Here is a 12981-nt window from a genome sequence, read left to right on the forward strand (position 1 = left end):
CCCGGACCGACAGTCGGTAGCCGGGCCGACCGTACGGGGGTCGGGGTACGCCGTTCAGAGGGTGGCCGACTTCAGCGGTACGGAGGGGTCGGCGGCCCGTGCCGGATCGAGCCGCGCCCCTGCCTCGATGAGCTTGCGCCCCTGCGCCAGATCGCGTGGCCGGCCGACGGCGAGGACCGCGACCAGGACGCCGCCTCGCAGCCAGCACACCGACCAGGAGGGACCGGCCGGATCGCCGCGCCACAGCAGGGTGTCGGCGCTCCCGTGGTGGCCCGCGTACTGCACGAACCGGTCGAACTGCTCGGACCAGAAGTACGGCACGGGGTCGTACGTCTGCGGTGCCGGGCCGTCCTCGGCCGCCGCTCCGATGATGTTGGCGGCGGCGGTCCGAGGACCCTGGAGGGCGTTGTCCCAGTGGTGGACGAGAAGGCGTTCGCCGTACCGCAAGGACGGGAACGAGGCGCAGTCGCCGACCGCGTACACATCGGGGAGCGAGGTGCGCAGCTGCCCGTCGGCGGTCACCGATCCGTCGGGGCCGAGCGCGATGCCGGAGCCGGCCAGCCAGCCCGTGGCGGGCCGTGCGCCGATTCCGACGACGACCGCCCCGGCCGGGATCGTGCGGCCGTCCGCGAGGATCACCCGGCCGGGTTCGATGCGGGCGACCCGGGCCCCGGTGAGGAGTTGGGCGCCGCTCTCGGCGTACCAGGCGGTCATCGGGGCGGCGACCTCGGCGGGCACCACACCCGCGAGGGGCCGGTCGGCGGCCTCGACGACGGTGACCTCGCAGCCCGCGGCGCGGGCCGCGGTGGCGAACTCGGCGCCGATCCAGCCCGCGCCGACGACCACGACGCCGTGCTGCCCGTCGAGTACGGGTCGCAGCCGTGCCGCGTCGTCGAGGGTGCGCAGCAGATGGACTCCGGGAACGCCTTCGGCGCCGGGCAGGACGACCGGTTCGGCGCCGGCCGCGATCACCAGGACGTCGTATGCGACGGGTCCCGACGGGGTGTCCAGCTCATGCGCGCCCGGCCGCACAGCGGTGACTTCGCGTCCCAGCTGCAGATCGATGTCCAGCGCCTCGAAGTCGACGTCGAAGGCGGAGTCCTCGGCCTTGCCGAGCAGTACCGCCTTGGACAGCGGGGGCCGGTCGTAGGGCTGGTGCGGTTCGGCGCCGATCAGGACGACGGAGCCGGTGAAGCCCTGTTCCCGCAGGGCCACCGCCGTCTGCACGCCGGCCATGCCCGCGCCGACGATGACGACCCGGCGCCCTGCCTGCCGGTCCGGCTGCTCTGACTGCTGCTGCTCGCTCACCCGTACACCTTAAGCACCTGACGGATCGTCAGGAAAGGGGGAGCTCTTCGACCGTGCTCGTCCCGCTGCCCTCCTGCGACTCCCACTCCCACCGCTCGTCCAGCCGGACCCGGCCGTCCGCGAGGTCGACGACGGTGGAGACACAGTGACCGGAGGATGTCGTGCCGTCCTGCTTCAGCTGGATGTAGCGGAAGTCGAGGGTGTCGTCGGCGCGGGTGCCGACGAGATGACCGCGGACCACGTCGCCGCCCGTGTACTCGGCCCAGATCCGGCCGTCCTCCTCGTGGTACGTGAAGCGGGTACGGGTACCGACCTGGCCCGGGGCCTGGTCGGCGACCGGCGAGAGGACGAGTCCGTCGAGCGAACGGGCCACGGTGGCTGCTCCCTTACTGGGGCCGGAGGACGGGGTTAGGGTGGCCAACGTAAAACACTCGCGGGAGCCCGGACGCACCGGGCTGAGAGGGAGGCTGGGGCGGCCTCCGACCGTACGAACCTGATCCGGGTCATGCCGGCGAAGGGAGGGGCTGGACGCCCATGCGTTCTTCTCGGAACGGAAACGGATCCGACGTCCTTGTCATCGGGGGCGGGATCATCGGTCTGGTGACCGCCTGGCGCGCCGCGCAACGCGGACTGCGCACCGCGGTCGTCGATCCCGAACCGGGCGGCGGAGCCGCCCGGGTGGCGGCCGGCATGCTGGCCGCCGTCACCGAACTCCACTACGGCGAACAGATGCTGCTGGGCCTCAATGTCGCCTCGGCCGCCCGCTACCCGGCCTTCGCGGCCGAGCTGGAGGCGGCGAGCGGGCAGGAGACCGGCTTCCGCACGTGCGGCACCCTGGCCGTCGCACTGGACTCCGACGACCGTGCCCATCTGCGGGAACTGCACACCCTGCAGCAGCGTTCGGGCCTGGAGTCGGAGTGGCTCACCGGCCGCGAATGCCGCCGCCTGGAGCCGATGCTCGCGCCGGGCGTCCGCGGCGGTCTGCGGGTCGACGGCGACCACCAGATCGATCCCCGCCGGCTGGCCGCCGCACTGCTGACCGCCTGCGAGCGGGCCGGGGTGGTCTTCCACCGCGGCTGGGTGGAGCGCCTGACGGTGATACGCGACCGGGCCGCCGGAGCCGCGCTCCGCCGGGGGTGCGGAGCTCGCCGCCGACCAGGTCGTGCTCGCCGCGGGCAGCCTCAGCGGCCGGCTCCCGGGGCTGCCGGACGAGGTCGTGCCGCCGGTCCGGCCGGTGAAGGGGCAGGTGCTGCGGCTGGCCGTGCCCGCCGCGTACGCACCGTTCCTCACCCGGACGGTCCGTGCCGTGGTCCGGGGAAGCCACGTCTATCTCGTACCGCGCGAGAACGGCGAACTGGTCGTCGGTGCCACCAGCGAAGAGATGGGCTGGGACACCACCGTCACCGCGGGCGGCATCTACGAGCTGCTGCGGGACGCCCACGAGCTGGTGCCCGGCATCACCGAGCTGCCCCTCACCGAGACCCGGGCCGGCCTGCGCCCCGCCTCCCCCGACAACGCCCCGCTGCTCGGCCCCACCGCCCTGCCCGGCCTCCATCTCGCCACCGGCCACCATCGCAACGGGGTGCTGCTGACCCCCGTCACCGGTGACGTCATGGCAGAGCTCCTCACCACAGGCGAGCTGCCCGAAGTGGCCCGCCCCTTCACCCCGCACCGTTTCTCGTCCGCCGCCGTCTCCGTACGTCAGGAGCAGCCCGCATGACCGATCCCGCGCCCCTCTCCGAGCCCGCGCCCCTCTCCGTGTCCGTGAACGGCGAGGTCCGTCTCCTCGCCGCGGGCACCACCCTGGACGCCCTTGTCGCCGCCCTGACTGCCGCGCACTCCGGCGTCGCGGCCGCCGTCAACGAGACCGTCGTCCCGCGCAGCCGGTGGTCCTCCGCGACGCTCACCGACGGCGACCGGATCGAAGTTCTCACCGCGGTCCAGGGAGGCTGACCATGTCCGACGACCTCTTCACCCTCGGCGACACCGTCTTCGGCTCCCGGCTGATCATGGGAACCGGCGGGGCTCCCAGCCTCGACGTGCTGGAACGGTCCCTGTCCGCCTCCGGAACCGAGCTCACCACCGTCGCGATGCGCCGCCTCGATCCGACCGTGCAGGGCTCGGTGCTCTCCGTGCTCCAGCGGCTCTCCATCCGCGTGCTGCCGAACACAGCGGGCTGCTTCACCGCGGGCGAGGCCGTGCTGACCGCCCGGCTGGCCCGCGAGGCGCTCGGGACCGACTGGATCAAGCTGGAGGTGGTGGCCGACGAGCGGACCCTGCTGCCCGACCCGATCGAGCTGCTGGACGCCGCGGAGGCCCTGGTGGACGACGGCTTCACCGTGCTGCCGTACACCAATGACGACCCGGTGCTGGCCCGCAGGCTCCAGGACGTGGGGTGCGCGGCGATCATGCCGCTCGGCTCCCCCATCGGCTCCGGTCTCGGCATCCGCAATCCGCACAACTTCCAGCTGATCGTCGAGCAGGCCCGGGTGCCGGTGATTCTCGACGCGGGCGCCGGGACGGCCTCGGACGCGGCGCTCGCGATGGAGCTGGGGTGCGCGGCGGTGATGCTGGCGTCCGCGGTGACCCGGGCCCAGGAACCCGAGCTGATGGCGGCGGCGATGCGGCATGCGGTGGAGGGCGGGCGGCTGGCGTACCGCGCGGGCCGGATCCCGCGCCGCCACTTCGCCGAGGCCTCGTCGCCGGTGGAGGGGCGCGCGGTGCTGGACCCGGAGCGCCCGGCGTTCTGACCGACCGGACCGCCGCCGGCGGCTGCGGCGCGCATGTCCCTGTCACGGCTCGGCTGCAGTACGGCCCCGGGTCCGCCCCGGCCCGTGGGCCGTGTCCGTGGCGGCTCGTAGACTCACATGCGTGGATACGACCCTCCAGGACCCTCTCGTCGGGCAGCTGCTCGACGGCCGCTACCGCGTCGATGCCCGCATCGCCGTGGGCGGCATGGCCACGGTCTACCGGGCCGTGGACACCCGGCTCGACCGGGTGCTCGCCCTCAAGGTGATGCACCCGGCGCTCGCCACGGACGCCTCGTTCGTCGAGCGCTTCATCCGCGAGGCCAAGTCCGTGGCCCGGCTCGCGCACCCCAATGTCGTCGCGGTCTTCGACCAGGGCGCCCAGGGGCAGTACGTCTACCTCGCGATGGAGTATGTCGCCGGCTGCACCCTGCGCGACGTACTGCGCGAGCGCGGCGCCCTGCAGCCGAGGGCCGCACTGGACATCCTGGAGCCGGTCCTCGCCGCCCTCGGCGCCGCGCACCGCGCGGGCTTCGTGCACCGCGACATGAAGCCTGAGAACGTCCTGATAGGGGACGACGGCCGGGTCAAGGTCGCCGACTTCGGCCTCGTACGGGCCGTGGGCGCCGTCACCAACACCACCGGGTCCGTCCTGGGCACCGTCTCCTATCTCGCTCCCGAGCAGATAGAGCACGGCACGGCGGACACCCGCACCGATGTGTACGCCTGCGGTGTCGTCCTCTACGAGATGCTGACCGGCTCCAAGCCGCACGCCGGCGACACCCCCGCCCAGGTCATCTACCAGCACCTCAACGAGGACGTCCCGGCCCCGTCGGCCGCCGTCCCGGGGCTCCCGGTCGAGCTCGACGACCTGGTGGCCGTCGCCACCGCCCGTAACCCCGAGGTCCGTCCGTTCGACGCGGTGGCACTGCTCGCCGAGACCCGCGAGGCCCGCTCGGGCCTCACCGACGCCCAGCTGGACGCCGTACCGCCGCAGGCTCTCGCCGAGGTGCACGACGCCGCCGAGGACCGCACGAGCGTGATCCCGCGGCTGCTCCCGGCCGACCAGGGCGTCGCCCACCACACCAGCCGGCTGGAGATGCCCCCGCCGACGCCGGCACAGCCCGCGCCGCACGGCCTGCGCCGCCGCGGTCCGCGGCGCTCCGTCATCGCCGTGGTCGTCGCGGTGCTGCTGGCGCTGGGGATCGGTACAGGTGTCTGGTACATCAACTCCGGGCAGTTCACCCGGGTCCCCTCGGTGCTCGGCCAGACCGAGAAGACCGCCGAGAAGCGGCTCTCGGACGCCGGCCTGGAACTCAGGAACGTCGAACGGGCCTACAGCGACACCGTCGAGCGCGGCAAGGTCATCAGCAGCGACCCCGAGTCCGGCGCCCGCATCCGGGGGAACGACGCGGTGACGCTCGTCGTCTCGCGCGGCCCGGAGATCGTGAAGGTGCCCGATGTCCAGGACCTCTCACTCGGGGATGCCAGGCGTGCGCTGAAGGAGGCGGGACTGGTGCCGGGCATGGTCACCAAGGAGTTCAGCCAGGAGACCGGACGGGGCGAGGTGATCCGCACGGAACCGGTGGCGGGCACCGAGCGCCATCCGGACTCCGCGGTCGCCCTCGTCGTCAGCAAGGGCGCTCCGGTCGACGTCCCGGATGTCTCCGGGCTGTCCGTCGAGGACGCCACCGCCGCACTGGACGAGAAGGGGCTGAAGGCAAAGGTGCTGCCCGACCGGGTCAGCTCCCCCGAGGACGCGGGCGACATCGCCCGTCAGTCGCCGGGCGAGGGCACCGAGGCCGCCGAGGGCGACACCATCACGCTCACGGTCTCGAAGGGACCGCGGATGATCGACGTCCCGGACGTCATCGGGAAGGACGTCGACGACGCCAGGAGCAAGCTGGAGGACGCGGGCTTCGAGGTCAAGGTCGACCGCCCGTTCCTCTCCTTCGGCGACACCGTCGACAGCCAGTCCGTCGACGGCGGCAAACAGGCCCCCGAGGGCAGCACCATCACCATCAGGACCAAGGGACTCTAGATCCACATGCGCAACCCAGTCGGCGGCCATGTCCCCGTGGCCGGCGGCCTCGCCAAGGTCGGCCTCCCCTACGCCCGCGAAATGGGGGCGGAGGCCGTCCAGGTCTTCGTCGCCAACCCGCGCGGCTGGGCGACGCCCGTCGGCAACCCGGCCCAGGACGAGCAGTTCCGCGCCGAGTGCGCCGCCGATTCCATACCGGCGTACGTCCACGCCCCGTACCTGATCAACTTCGGTTCGCACACCGTGGCCACCGTCGAGAAGTCCGTGGACTCGCTGCGCCACTCACTGCGCCGGGCCCGCGAGATCGGCGCCCTGGGCGTCGTGGTGCACACCGGATCGGCGACGGGCGGCCGGCCGCGCGAGCAGGCCCTCGCACAGGTACGCACGCACATGCGGCCGCTGCTGGACGAGCTGACGCACGACGACGACCCGTATCTGCTGCTGGAGTCAACCGCCGGGCAGGGGTTCTCGCTCTGCTCGCGGACCTGGGACTTCGGCCCGTACTTCGATGCACTCGACGCCCACCCCAAGCTCGGCATCTGCCTCGACACCTGCCACATCTACGCGGCAGGCCACGATCTGACAGTCCCCGAGGGTATGCACCGGACACTGGACCTGCTGGTGGACACGGTCGGCGAGGGCCGGCTGAAACTGATCCATGCCAACGACTCCAAGGACGTGGCGGGAGCCCACAAGGACCGGCACGAGAACATCGGCACCGGGCACATCGGCGAGAAGCCGTTCCAGGAGCTTTTCACTCATCCGGCGACCGCCGGTGTACCGCTGATCATCGAGACGCCGGGCGGCAAGGAGGGGCATGCGGCAGATGTGTCGCGACTGAAGCGGCTGCGTGACCGGGGCTAGCACCTCGCCCCGCACCGATATCCCCGGTTGAGGAATACCCCATGGGGGTATACGGTTCTTGCCGTCGACAGGAACCGTTACTCGGCATTGGGGGATCGCCATGAAGCACGACACACAGCACGAGCAGCACAGCCACCATGAGCGGGGCGAGCAGCACGGGCAGCACACAGATCACAGTCGGCACGTAGACCATGGCGAGCACGAAGCCCACTCAGGTCACGCCGACCACACCGGCCACCACCCCACCAAGGCCGGCTGGGCCATGGCCGCGCAGGCCACTCTGCACTGCCTCACCGGATGCGCCATCGGCGAGATCCTCGGCATGGTGATCGGCACGGCGCTCGGCTGGGGCAACATGGAGACGATGGTGCTGGCGATCGTCCTGGCCTTCTTCTTCGGCTACACGCTGACGCTGCGCTCCATCCGGAAGGCGGGCGTCGACTTCCGTACGGCCCTGCGGGTCGCCCTCGCCGCCGACACGCTCTCCATCGCGGTGATGGAGCTGATCGACAACGGCGTGATCGCACTGTGGCCGGGCGCCATGGACGCCACTCTTTCCGACACGCTGTTCTGGGGAGCGCTCGCGCTCTCGCTCGCCGTCGCCTTCGTCGTCACCACACCGGTCAACAAGTGGATGATCGGCCGCGGCAAGGGCCACGCGGTGGTGCATCAGTACCACCACTGAGGGCGAACCGGGCCGGTCCGGGCGCCGTCAGGTCAGAGCTCGGGGCCGTCCCCGGGCTCTTCCTGGTAGGAGTATCGCTGCTCGCGCCACGGGTCGCCGATGTTGTGATAGCCGCGCTCCTCCCAGAAGCCGCGACGGTCGGCCGTCATGTACTCGACACCCCGGACCCACTTGGGCCCCTTCCAGGCATAGAGGTGCGGCACGATGAGCCGGAGCGGGAAGCCGTGCTCGGCAGTGAGCAGCTCGCCGCCCTTGTGGGTGGCGAAAAGTGTTCGGTCCGAGGCGAAGTCGGAGAGGCGAAGGTTCGAGCTGAACCCGTACTCGGCCCAGACCATCACATGGGTGACGTTGGGTGCGGGTGGCGCGAGTTCCAGGACCGTGCGGGCGAGCACCCCGCCCCATTCGGCGCCGAGCATGCTGAATTTGGTGACGCAGTGAAGGTCGGCGACGACCGAGGTGAACGGCAGTACCGAGAACTCCTGGTGGTTCCAGCAGTGTTTCTCGCCGTCCGCTGTGGCCCCGAAGACCCGGAATTCCCAGCGGTCGGGCTTGAACTTGGGGACGGGCCCGTAGTGGGTAACCGGCCAACCACGCTGGAGTCGCTGTCCCGGCGGAAGCTCGGACTGCTCTGACGCGCTGTTTTCCCGGCTTTCCGGCTGACCCATGACTCCATGGTGACAGACAGGCAGGGGTGGTCCCGACCAGGGCGAGGTCAATTCGGGCAACTCGTACTAAGCATGTACTTACTGGACGATCACCTGGTGCGGTGCGAGGATGCGGCCAACTTGCCCCGTTCACCGGTTGGAAGGAGCCTCTGCAATGCAGGGCGACCCCGAGGTCCTTGAGTTCCTGAACGAGCAGCTGACCGCCGAGTTGACCGCGATCAATCAGTACTTCCTGCACGCAAAGATGCAGGACAACTTCGGCTGGACAAAGCTCGCGAAGTACACCCGCTCCGAGTCGTTCGACGAGATGAAGCACGCCGAGATCCTCACGGACCGCATCCTCTTCCTCGATGGACTGCCAAATTACCAGCGGCTGTTCCACGTGCGGGTGGGTCAGACCGTCACCGAGATGTTCCAGGCCGACCGCCAGGTCGAAGTGGAGGCGATCGACCGCCTCAAGCGCGGGATCGAGCTGATGCGTGGCAAGGGCGACATCACGTCCGCAAACATCTTTGAGTCGATCCTGGAGGACGAGGAGCACCACATCGACTACCTCGACACCCAGCTGGAGCTGGTCGAGAAGCTCGGTGAGCCGCTCTACATCGCCCAGCAGATCGAGCAGCCCGACAGCTAGGAGGGTGCCCGGCGGGTCAGGCCGCTTCGGGGAGCCGGATGCCCGGGGCGATGCCGGGAGCGATACCCGGATCGACCTCGGGGACGGTGTCCGTGTCGGCCTCGGCGGCAGTGCCCGGCGTCCGCTTCCGGTCGATCAGCTCGCGGCGCGGGCAGGCGCCTCGGCCGAGCACGGCCTGGATCGCGCGGACGCAGCCGCCGCAGTCCGTGCCCGCCTTGCAGGCGGAGGCTATCTGCCGGGGCGTGCACGCCCCGGCTTCCGCATGTTCCTTGACCTGCTTCTCCGTAATGCCGAAGCACGAGCAGACGTACATGCGGTTCACCTCCCGGCGGGATCGGTCGTCGGCGCCACCCCATCATTCGGTGAGGCCAACCTAACCTTACCTGGCGCTCCAAGCCCTTGAAAGCCTTCGAACGCCCTGTGGGGCACGGATCACATCGATCCGTGCCCCACAGTCGTACGCGCGCTGCCCGCGGTGATGCCTACTGGTCCCGGTACATCTCGGCGACCAGGAACGCCAGGTCGAGGGACTGGCTGCGGTTGAGCCGCGGGTCGCATGCCGTCTCGTAGCGCTGGTGCAGATCGTCCACGAAGATCTCGTGTCCGCCACCGACGCACTCGGTGACATCGTCACCGGTGAGCTCGACATGGATGCCGCCCGGGTGCGTGCCGAGACCCTTGTGCACCTCGAAGAAGCCCTTGACCTCGTCGAGGACGTCGTCGAAGCGACGGGTCTTGTGGCCGGAGGCGGCCTCGAAGGTGTTGCCGTGCATCGGGTCGGTCACCCACGCCACGGTGGCACCGGAGGCGGTGACCTTCTCGACCAGGTCGGGGAGCTTGTCGCGGACCTTGTCGGCGCCCATGCGGACGATGAAGGTCAGTCGGCCCGGCTCGCGCTCGGGGTCGAGGCGTTCGATGTAGCCGAGCGCCTCGTCGACGGTGGTCGTCGGGCCGAGCTTGATGCCGATGGGGTTACGGATCTTCGAGGCGAACTCGATGTGCGCGCCGTCCATCTGGCGGGTGCGCTCACCGATCCAGACCATGTGGCCGGAGGTGTCGTACAGCTCACCGGTGCGCGAGTCGGTGCGGGTCAGCGCCGACTCGTAGTCCAGCAGCAGCCCCTCGTGCGAGGAGTAGAACTCGACCGCCTTGAACTCGGCCGGGTCCGTACCGCACGCCTTCATGAAGTTCAGCGCGTTGTCGATCTCGCGGGCGAGCGCCTCGTAGCGCTGGCCGGACGGCGACGACTTCACGAAGTCCTGGTTCCAGGCGTGCACCTGGCGCAGGTCGGCGTAACCGCCGGTGGTGAAGGCACGGACCAGGTTCAGCGTGGAAGCGGATGCGTGGTACATCTGCTTCAGCCGCTCGGGGTCCGGGACGCGGGCTTCCTCGGTGAAGGCGAAGCCGTTGACGGAGTCGCCGCGGTAGGTCGGCAGGGTGACGCCGTCGCGGGTCTCGGTCGACTTGGAGCGCGGCTTGGAGTACTGCCCGGCGATCCGGCCCACCTTGACGACGGGCACGGAGGCCGCGTAGGTCAGGACGGCGCTCATCTGGAGCAACGTCTTCAGCTTGGCCCGGATGTGGTCGGCCGACACGGCGTCGAAGGCCTCGGCGCAGTCACCGCCCTGCAGCAGGAACGCCTCGCCCTTGGCGACGGCTCCCATGCGGGCACGCAGCTGGTCGCACTCGCCCGCGAAGACGAGCGGCGGATAAGACGCGAGGTCCGCGAGTACATCGCGCAGAGCCTCGGCATCGGGGTACTCGGGCTGCTGCGCCGCGGGAAGGTCTCGCCAGGTGTTGCCACCGGCGACAGAGGTATTGGCGTTCACGGTCACACCGACAACACTACGGGGTTCGGCGGTGCGTCCATCCGTAGGCTCAATAGTTGAGACGCGCGCTCGGATGACGTGGTCATCCGTTAGGGTTCGGAACATGTTCGCGCAGACAAACCAGAACTGGTGGTGGACCGCTCATCCGGCGGCCCACTGATCGATCGCGCGCAACAGACCACGCGAAGGCCGCCCGAGGGGCGGCCTTCTCTGTGTTCAGGGAGCCGTTCCTCCATCCGGAAGGAACACCCCCCATGTCTCAGCCTCACCGCACCGACCTGGTCATCGAGAGGCTTCTTGGTGACGACTGCCCGCCGTTCGCGCTGCTGCGCCGGCGCACCCCCGGCCACGACCAGGACACCGTCGAGGTGCTGATCGGCCGGGTGCGGGAAGTGGACCGGCTCGCCGACCTCCCGGTCGGTGCGCTGCCCTCGCTCGCCCTGGTGCCGTTCCGGCAGATCGCCGAGCGCGGTTTCGATGTGCGCGACGACGGGACGCCGCTGTCCGTGCTGGCCGCGGAGGAGACGTACGAGCTGCCGCTGGCCGAGGTGCTGGACCACCTGCCGGTCCATGACGTGCGGGTCGAGGGCGGCGCGTTCGACGTCCCCGACGAGGAGTACGCCGGGATCGTCCGGCGGGTCATCGAGGACGAGATCGGGCAGGGAGAGGGAGCGAACTTCGTCATCCGGCGGACCTTCCGGGGCGAGATCCCCGGCTTCGGCCGGGCCGACGCGCTGGCCCTCTTCCGGCGGCTGCTGGCCGGTGAGCGTGGCGCGTACTGGACGTTCGTCGTGCACACAGGTGACAGCGGGCCCGAAGGGCGCTCGTCGTCGGGGCAACGGGCGACGGGTGGGCGGACGCTCGTCGGTGCCAGCCCCGAGGTACATGTGCGGATGTCCGGCGGGACGGTCGTGATGAACCCGATCAGCGGCACGTACCGCTACCCCGCCGAGGGGCCGACCGCCGAGGATCTGCTGGCCTTCCTCTCCGACCACAAGGAGAGGGACGAGCTCTCCATGGTGGTCGACGAGGAACTCAAGATGATGTGCACCGTCGGCGACATGGGCGGGGTGGTGGTCGGGCCGCGGCTCAAGGAGATGGCCCATCTCGCACACACGGAGTACGAGCTGCGCGGGCGTTCCTCGCTGGATGTGCGGGAGGTGCTGAGGGAGACCATGTTCGCGGCGACGGTCACCGGCTCCCCCGTGCAGAACGCCTGCCGGGTCATCGAGCGGTACGAGCCCGGCGGCCGCGGCTACTACGCGGGCGCGCTGGCGCTGCTGCGGCAGGAGCCGGGCGGGGCGCAGACCCTGGACTCACCGATCCTGATCCGTACCGCCGACATCTCGGCCGACGGGCAATTGCAGGTCCCTGTCGGGGCGACGCTCGTACGCCACTCCGATCCGGACAGCGAGGTCGCCGAGACCCATGCGAAGGCGGCCGGCGTGCTGGCCGCGCTGGGGGTGCGGCCGGGCCGGCCCCGGGCCGAGGCGGCACCTCCGCAGCTGGCGGCCGACCCGCGGGTGCAGGCGGCACTGGACGCCCGGCGCGACGGTCTCGCGCCGTTCTGGTTGCGGATGCAGGAGCGTACGCACGAGCTGTCCGGCCATGCGCTGGTGATCGATGGTGAGGACACCTTCACCGCGATGCTGGCGCATCTGCTGCGCTCCTCGGGGCTGGAGGTGTCGGTGCACCGCTACGACGAGCCGGGGCTGCGCGGGCGCGTACGGGCACACGAGGGTCCGGTCGTGCTGGGCCCCGGGCCCGGGGATCCGGGTGACACCACCGACCCGAAGATGCGGCTGCTGCGCGAGTTCGCCGCGGAGCTGGTCCGTGATCACCGGCACGGGCTGCTCGGGGTCTGCCTCGGCCATGAGCTGATCGCGGCGGAGCTGGGTCTGGAGATCGTCCGCAAGACCGTGCCGTACCAGGGCACGCAGGCCCGGATCGATCTGTTCGGGCGGCCGGAGACGGTCGGCTTCTACAACAGCTTCACCGCGCGCTGTGACGACGGCGCGGTCACCGAGCTGGCTGCACACGGTGTCGAGGCGAGCCTGGACGAGGCGACCGGGGAACTGCATGCGCTGCGCGGGCCGGGCTTCGCCTCGGTGCAGTTCCACCCGGAGTCGGTGCTGACACTGCGCGGCGCGACGATCGTGGCCGGGCTGCTGGCAGGGCTGCCGGTGGCCGGCTGAAGGGGGCGCGGGG

General features: G+C 70.6%; 13 protein-coding genes, 1 pseudogene and 1 riboswitch. Of the genes and pseudogenes, 9 read left to right on the plus strand and 5 right to left on the minus strand.

The window, feature by feature from the left end:
- Positions 1-54: 54 nt before the first annotated feature.
- Both GA0115254_RS02395 and GA0115254_RS02400 read right to left on the minus strand, forming a co-directional pair.
- Positions 55-1308, minus strand: coding sequence for an NAD(P)/FAD-dependent oxidoreductase (locus GA0115254_RS02395; protein WP_093893587.1), 1254 nt, complete (start codon positions 1306-1308; stop codon positions 55-57).
- A gap of 28 nt (positions 1309-1336) precedes the next feature.
- Entirely contained in the window at positions 1337-1681 is a 345-nt protein-coding gene (locus tag GA0115254_RS02400) for an avidin-fold protein (RefSeq protein WP_093893588.1), read from the minus strand.
- Positions 1682-1731: 50 nt separating this feature from the next.
- Positions 1732-1845: riboswitch (TPP riboswitch) on the plus strand.
- Here GA0115254_RS02400 and thiO point away from each other — a divergent pair.
- The 6 genes and pseudogenes from thiO to GA0115254_RS02430 all read left to right on the plus strand — a co-directional run bounded on the left by thiO (position 1843) and on the right by GA0115254_RS02430 (position 7645).
- A pseudogene (gene thiO / locus GA0115254_RS02405) lies at positions 1843-3028 on the plus strand (glycine oxidase ThiO). (Overlaps the previous riboswitch by 3 nt.)
- Complete coding sequence (thiS, locus tag GA0115254_RS02410) at positions 3025-3261, plus strand: sulfur carrier protein ThiS (protein WP_093893589.1); 237 nt, start codon at positions 3025-3027, stop codon at positions 3259-3261. The pseudogene thiO and the gene thiS overlap by 4 nt, the downstream one beginning before the upstream one ends.
- 2 nt (positions 3262-3263) lie before the next feature.
- On the plus strand, positions 3264-4058 hold the full coding sequence (locus GA0115254_RS02415; protein ID WP_093893590.1) for a thiazole synthase: 795 nt from the start codon (positions 3264-3266) through the stop codon (positions 4056-4058).
- 121 nt (positions 4059-4179) lie between these two features.
- Positions 4180-6096, plus strand: a complete 1917-nt coding sequence (gene pknB / locus GA0115254_RS02420; RefSeq protein ID WP_093893591.1) for a Stk1 family PASTA domain-containing Ser/Thr kinase — start codon at positions 4180-4182, stop codon at positions 6094-6096.
- A 6-nt stretch (positions 6097-6102) separates the two neighbouring features.
- The gene (locus GA0115254_RS02425; protein ID WP_093893592.1) at positions 6103-6960 is read left to right on the plus strand and encodes a deoxyribonuclease IV; all 858 of its coding nucleotides are present in this window, start codon (positions 6103-6105) and stop codon (positions 6958-6960) included.
- Positions 6961-7060: 100 nt separating this feature from the next.
- A complete protein-coding gene (locus GA0115254_RS02430; RefSeq protein WP_093893593.1) occupies positions 7061-7645 on the plus strand; it encodes a DUF4396 domain-containing protein in 585 nt (194 codons plus the stop codon).
- 32 nt (positions 7646-7677) lie between these two features.
- Here the strand turns inward: GA0115254_RS02430 and GA0115254_RS02435 are convergent, their stop codons facing one another.
- Positions 7678-8310, minus strand: a complete 633-nt coding sequence (locus GA0115254_RS02435) for a sulfite oxidase-like oxidoreductase (protein ID WP_093893594.1) — start codon at positions 8308-8310, stop codon at positions 7678-7680.
- A 154-nt stretch (positions 8311-8464) separates the two neighbouring features.
- Here GA0115254_RS02435 and bfr point away from each other — a divergent pair, with 154 nt between their 5' ends.
- Positions 8465-8944: a bacterioferritin gene (bfr, locus tag GA0115254_RS02440; protein WP_093543851.1), complete on the plus strand. Its 480-nt coding sequence runs from the start codon at positions 8465-8467 to the stop codon at positions 8942-8944.
- A gap of 16 nt (positions 8945-8960) precedes the next feature.
- Here bfr and GA0115254_RS02445 read toward each other — a convergent pair whose 3' ends face one another.
- A complete protein-coding gene (locus GA0115254_RS02445; RefSeq protein ID WP_093893636.1) occupies positions 8961-9257 on the minus strand; it encodes a (2Fe-2S)-binding protein in 297 nt (98 codons plus the stop codon).
- Positions 9258-9426: 169 nt separating this feature from the next.
- Complete coding sequence (locus GA0115254_RS02450; RefSeq protein ID WP_176739947.1) at positions 9427-10773, minus strand: class II 3-deoxy-7-phosphoheptulonate synthase; 1347 nt, start codon at positions 10771-10773, stop codon at positions 9427-9429.
- 103 nt (positions 10774-10876) lie between these two features.
- On the opposite strand from GA0115254_RS02450, the gene GA0115254_RS47370 reads away from it, so the two are divergent.
- Positions 10877-10933 (plus strand): trp operon leader peptide, encoded by a 57-nt coding sequence (locus tag GA0115254_RS47370; RefSeq protein ID WP_107408160.1) that lies wholly within the window; start codon positions 10877-10879, stop codon positions 10931-10933.
- A gap of 94 nt (positions 10934-11027) precedes the next feature.
- Positions 11028-12968, plus strand: a complete 1941-nt coding sequence (locus tag GA0115254_RS02455; protein ID WP_093893596.1) for an anthranilate synthase family protein — start codon at positions 11028-11030, stop codon at positions 12966-12968.
- Positions 12969-12981: the final 13 nt, after the last annotated feature.

Source organism: Streptomyces sp. Ncost-T10-10d (assembly GCF_900091955.1).
Lineage (GTDB): Bacteria > Actinomycetota > Actinomycetes > Streptomycetales > Streptomycetaceae > Streptomyces.

What these genes read in the sequence shown, in the direction of transcription:
- thiS (WP_093893589.1), top strand. Translation starts at nt 3,025, where the DNA reads ATGACCGATCCCGCGCCCCTCTCCGAGCCCGCGCCCCTCTCCGTGTCC.
- GA0115254_RS02415 (WP_093893590.1), top strand. Translation starts at nt 3,264, where the DNA reads ATGTCCGACGACCTCTTCACCCTCGGCGACACCGTCTTCGGCTCCCGG.
- GA0115254_RS02425 (WP_093893592.1), top strand. Translation starts at nt 6,103, where the DNA reads ATGCGCAACCCAGTCGGCGGCCATGTCCCCGTGGCCGGCGGCCTCGCC.
- GA0115254_RS02430 (WP_093893593.1), top strand. Translation starts at nt 7,061, where the DNA reads ATGAAGCACGACACACAGCACGAGCAGCACAGCCACCATGAGCGGGGC.
- GA0115254_RS02435 (WP_093893594.1), bottom strand. Translation starts at nt 8,310, where the DNA reads ATGGGTCAGCCGGAAAGCCGGGAAAACAGCGCGTCAGAGCAGTCCGAG.
- bfr (WP_093543851.1), top strand. Translation starts at nt 8,465, where the DNA reads ATGCAGGGCGACCCCGAGGTCCTTGAGTTCCTGAACGAGCAGCTGACC.
- GA0115254_RS02445 (WP_093893636.1), bottom strand. Translation starts at nt 9,257, where the DNA reads ATGTACGTCTGCTCGTGCTTCGGCATTACGGAGAAGCAGGTCAAGGAA.
- GA0115254_RS02455 (WP_093893596.1), top strand. Translation starts at nt 11,028, where the DNA reads ATGTCTCAGCCTCACCGCACCGACCTGGTCATCGAGAGGCTTCTTGGT.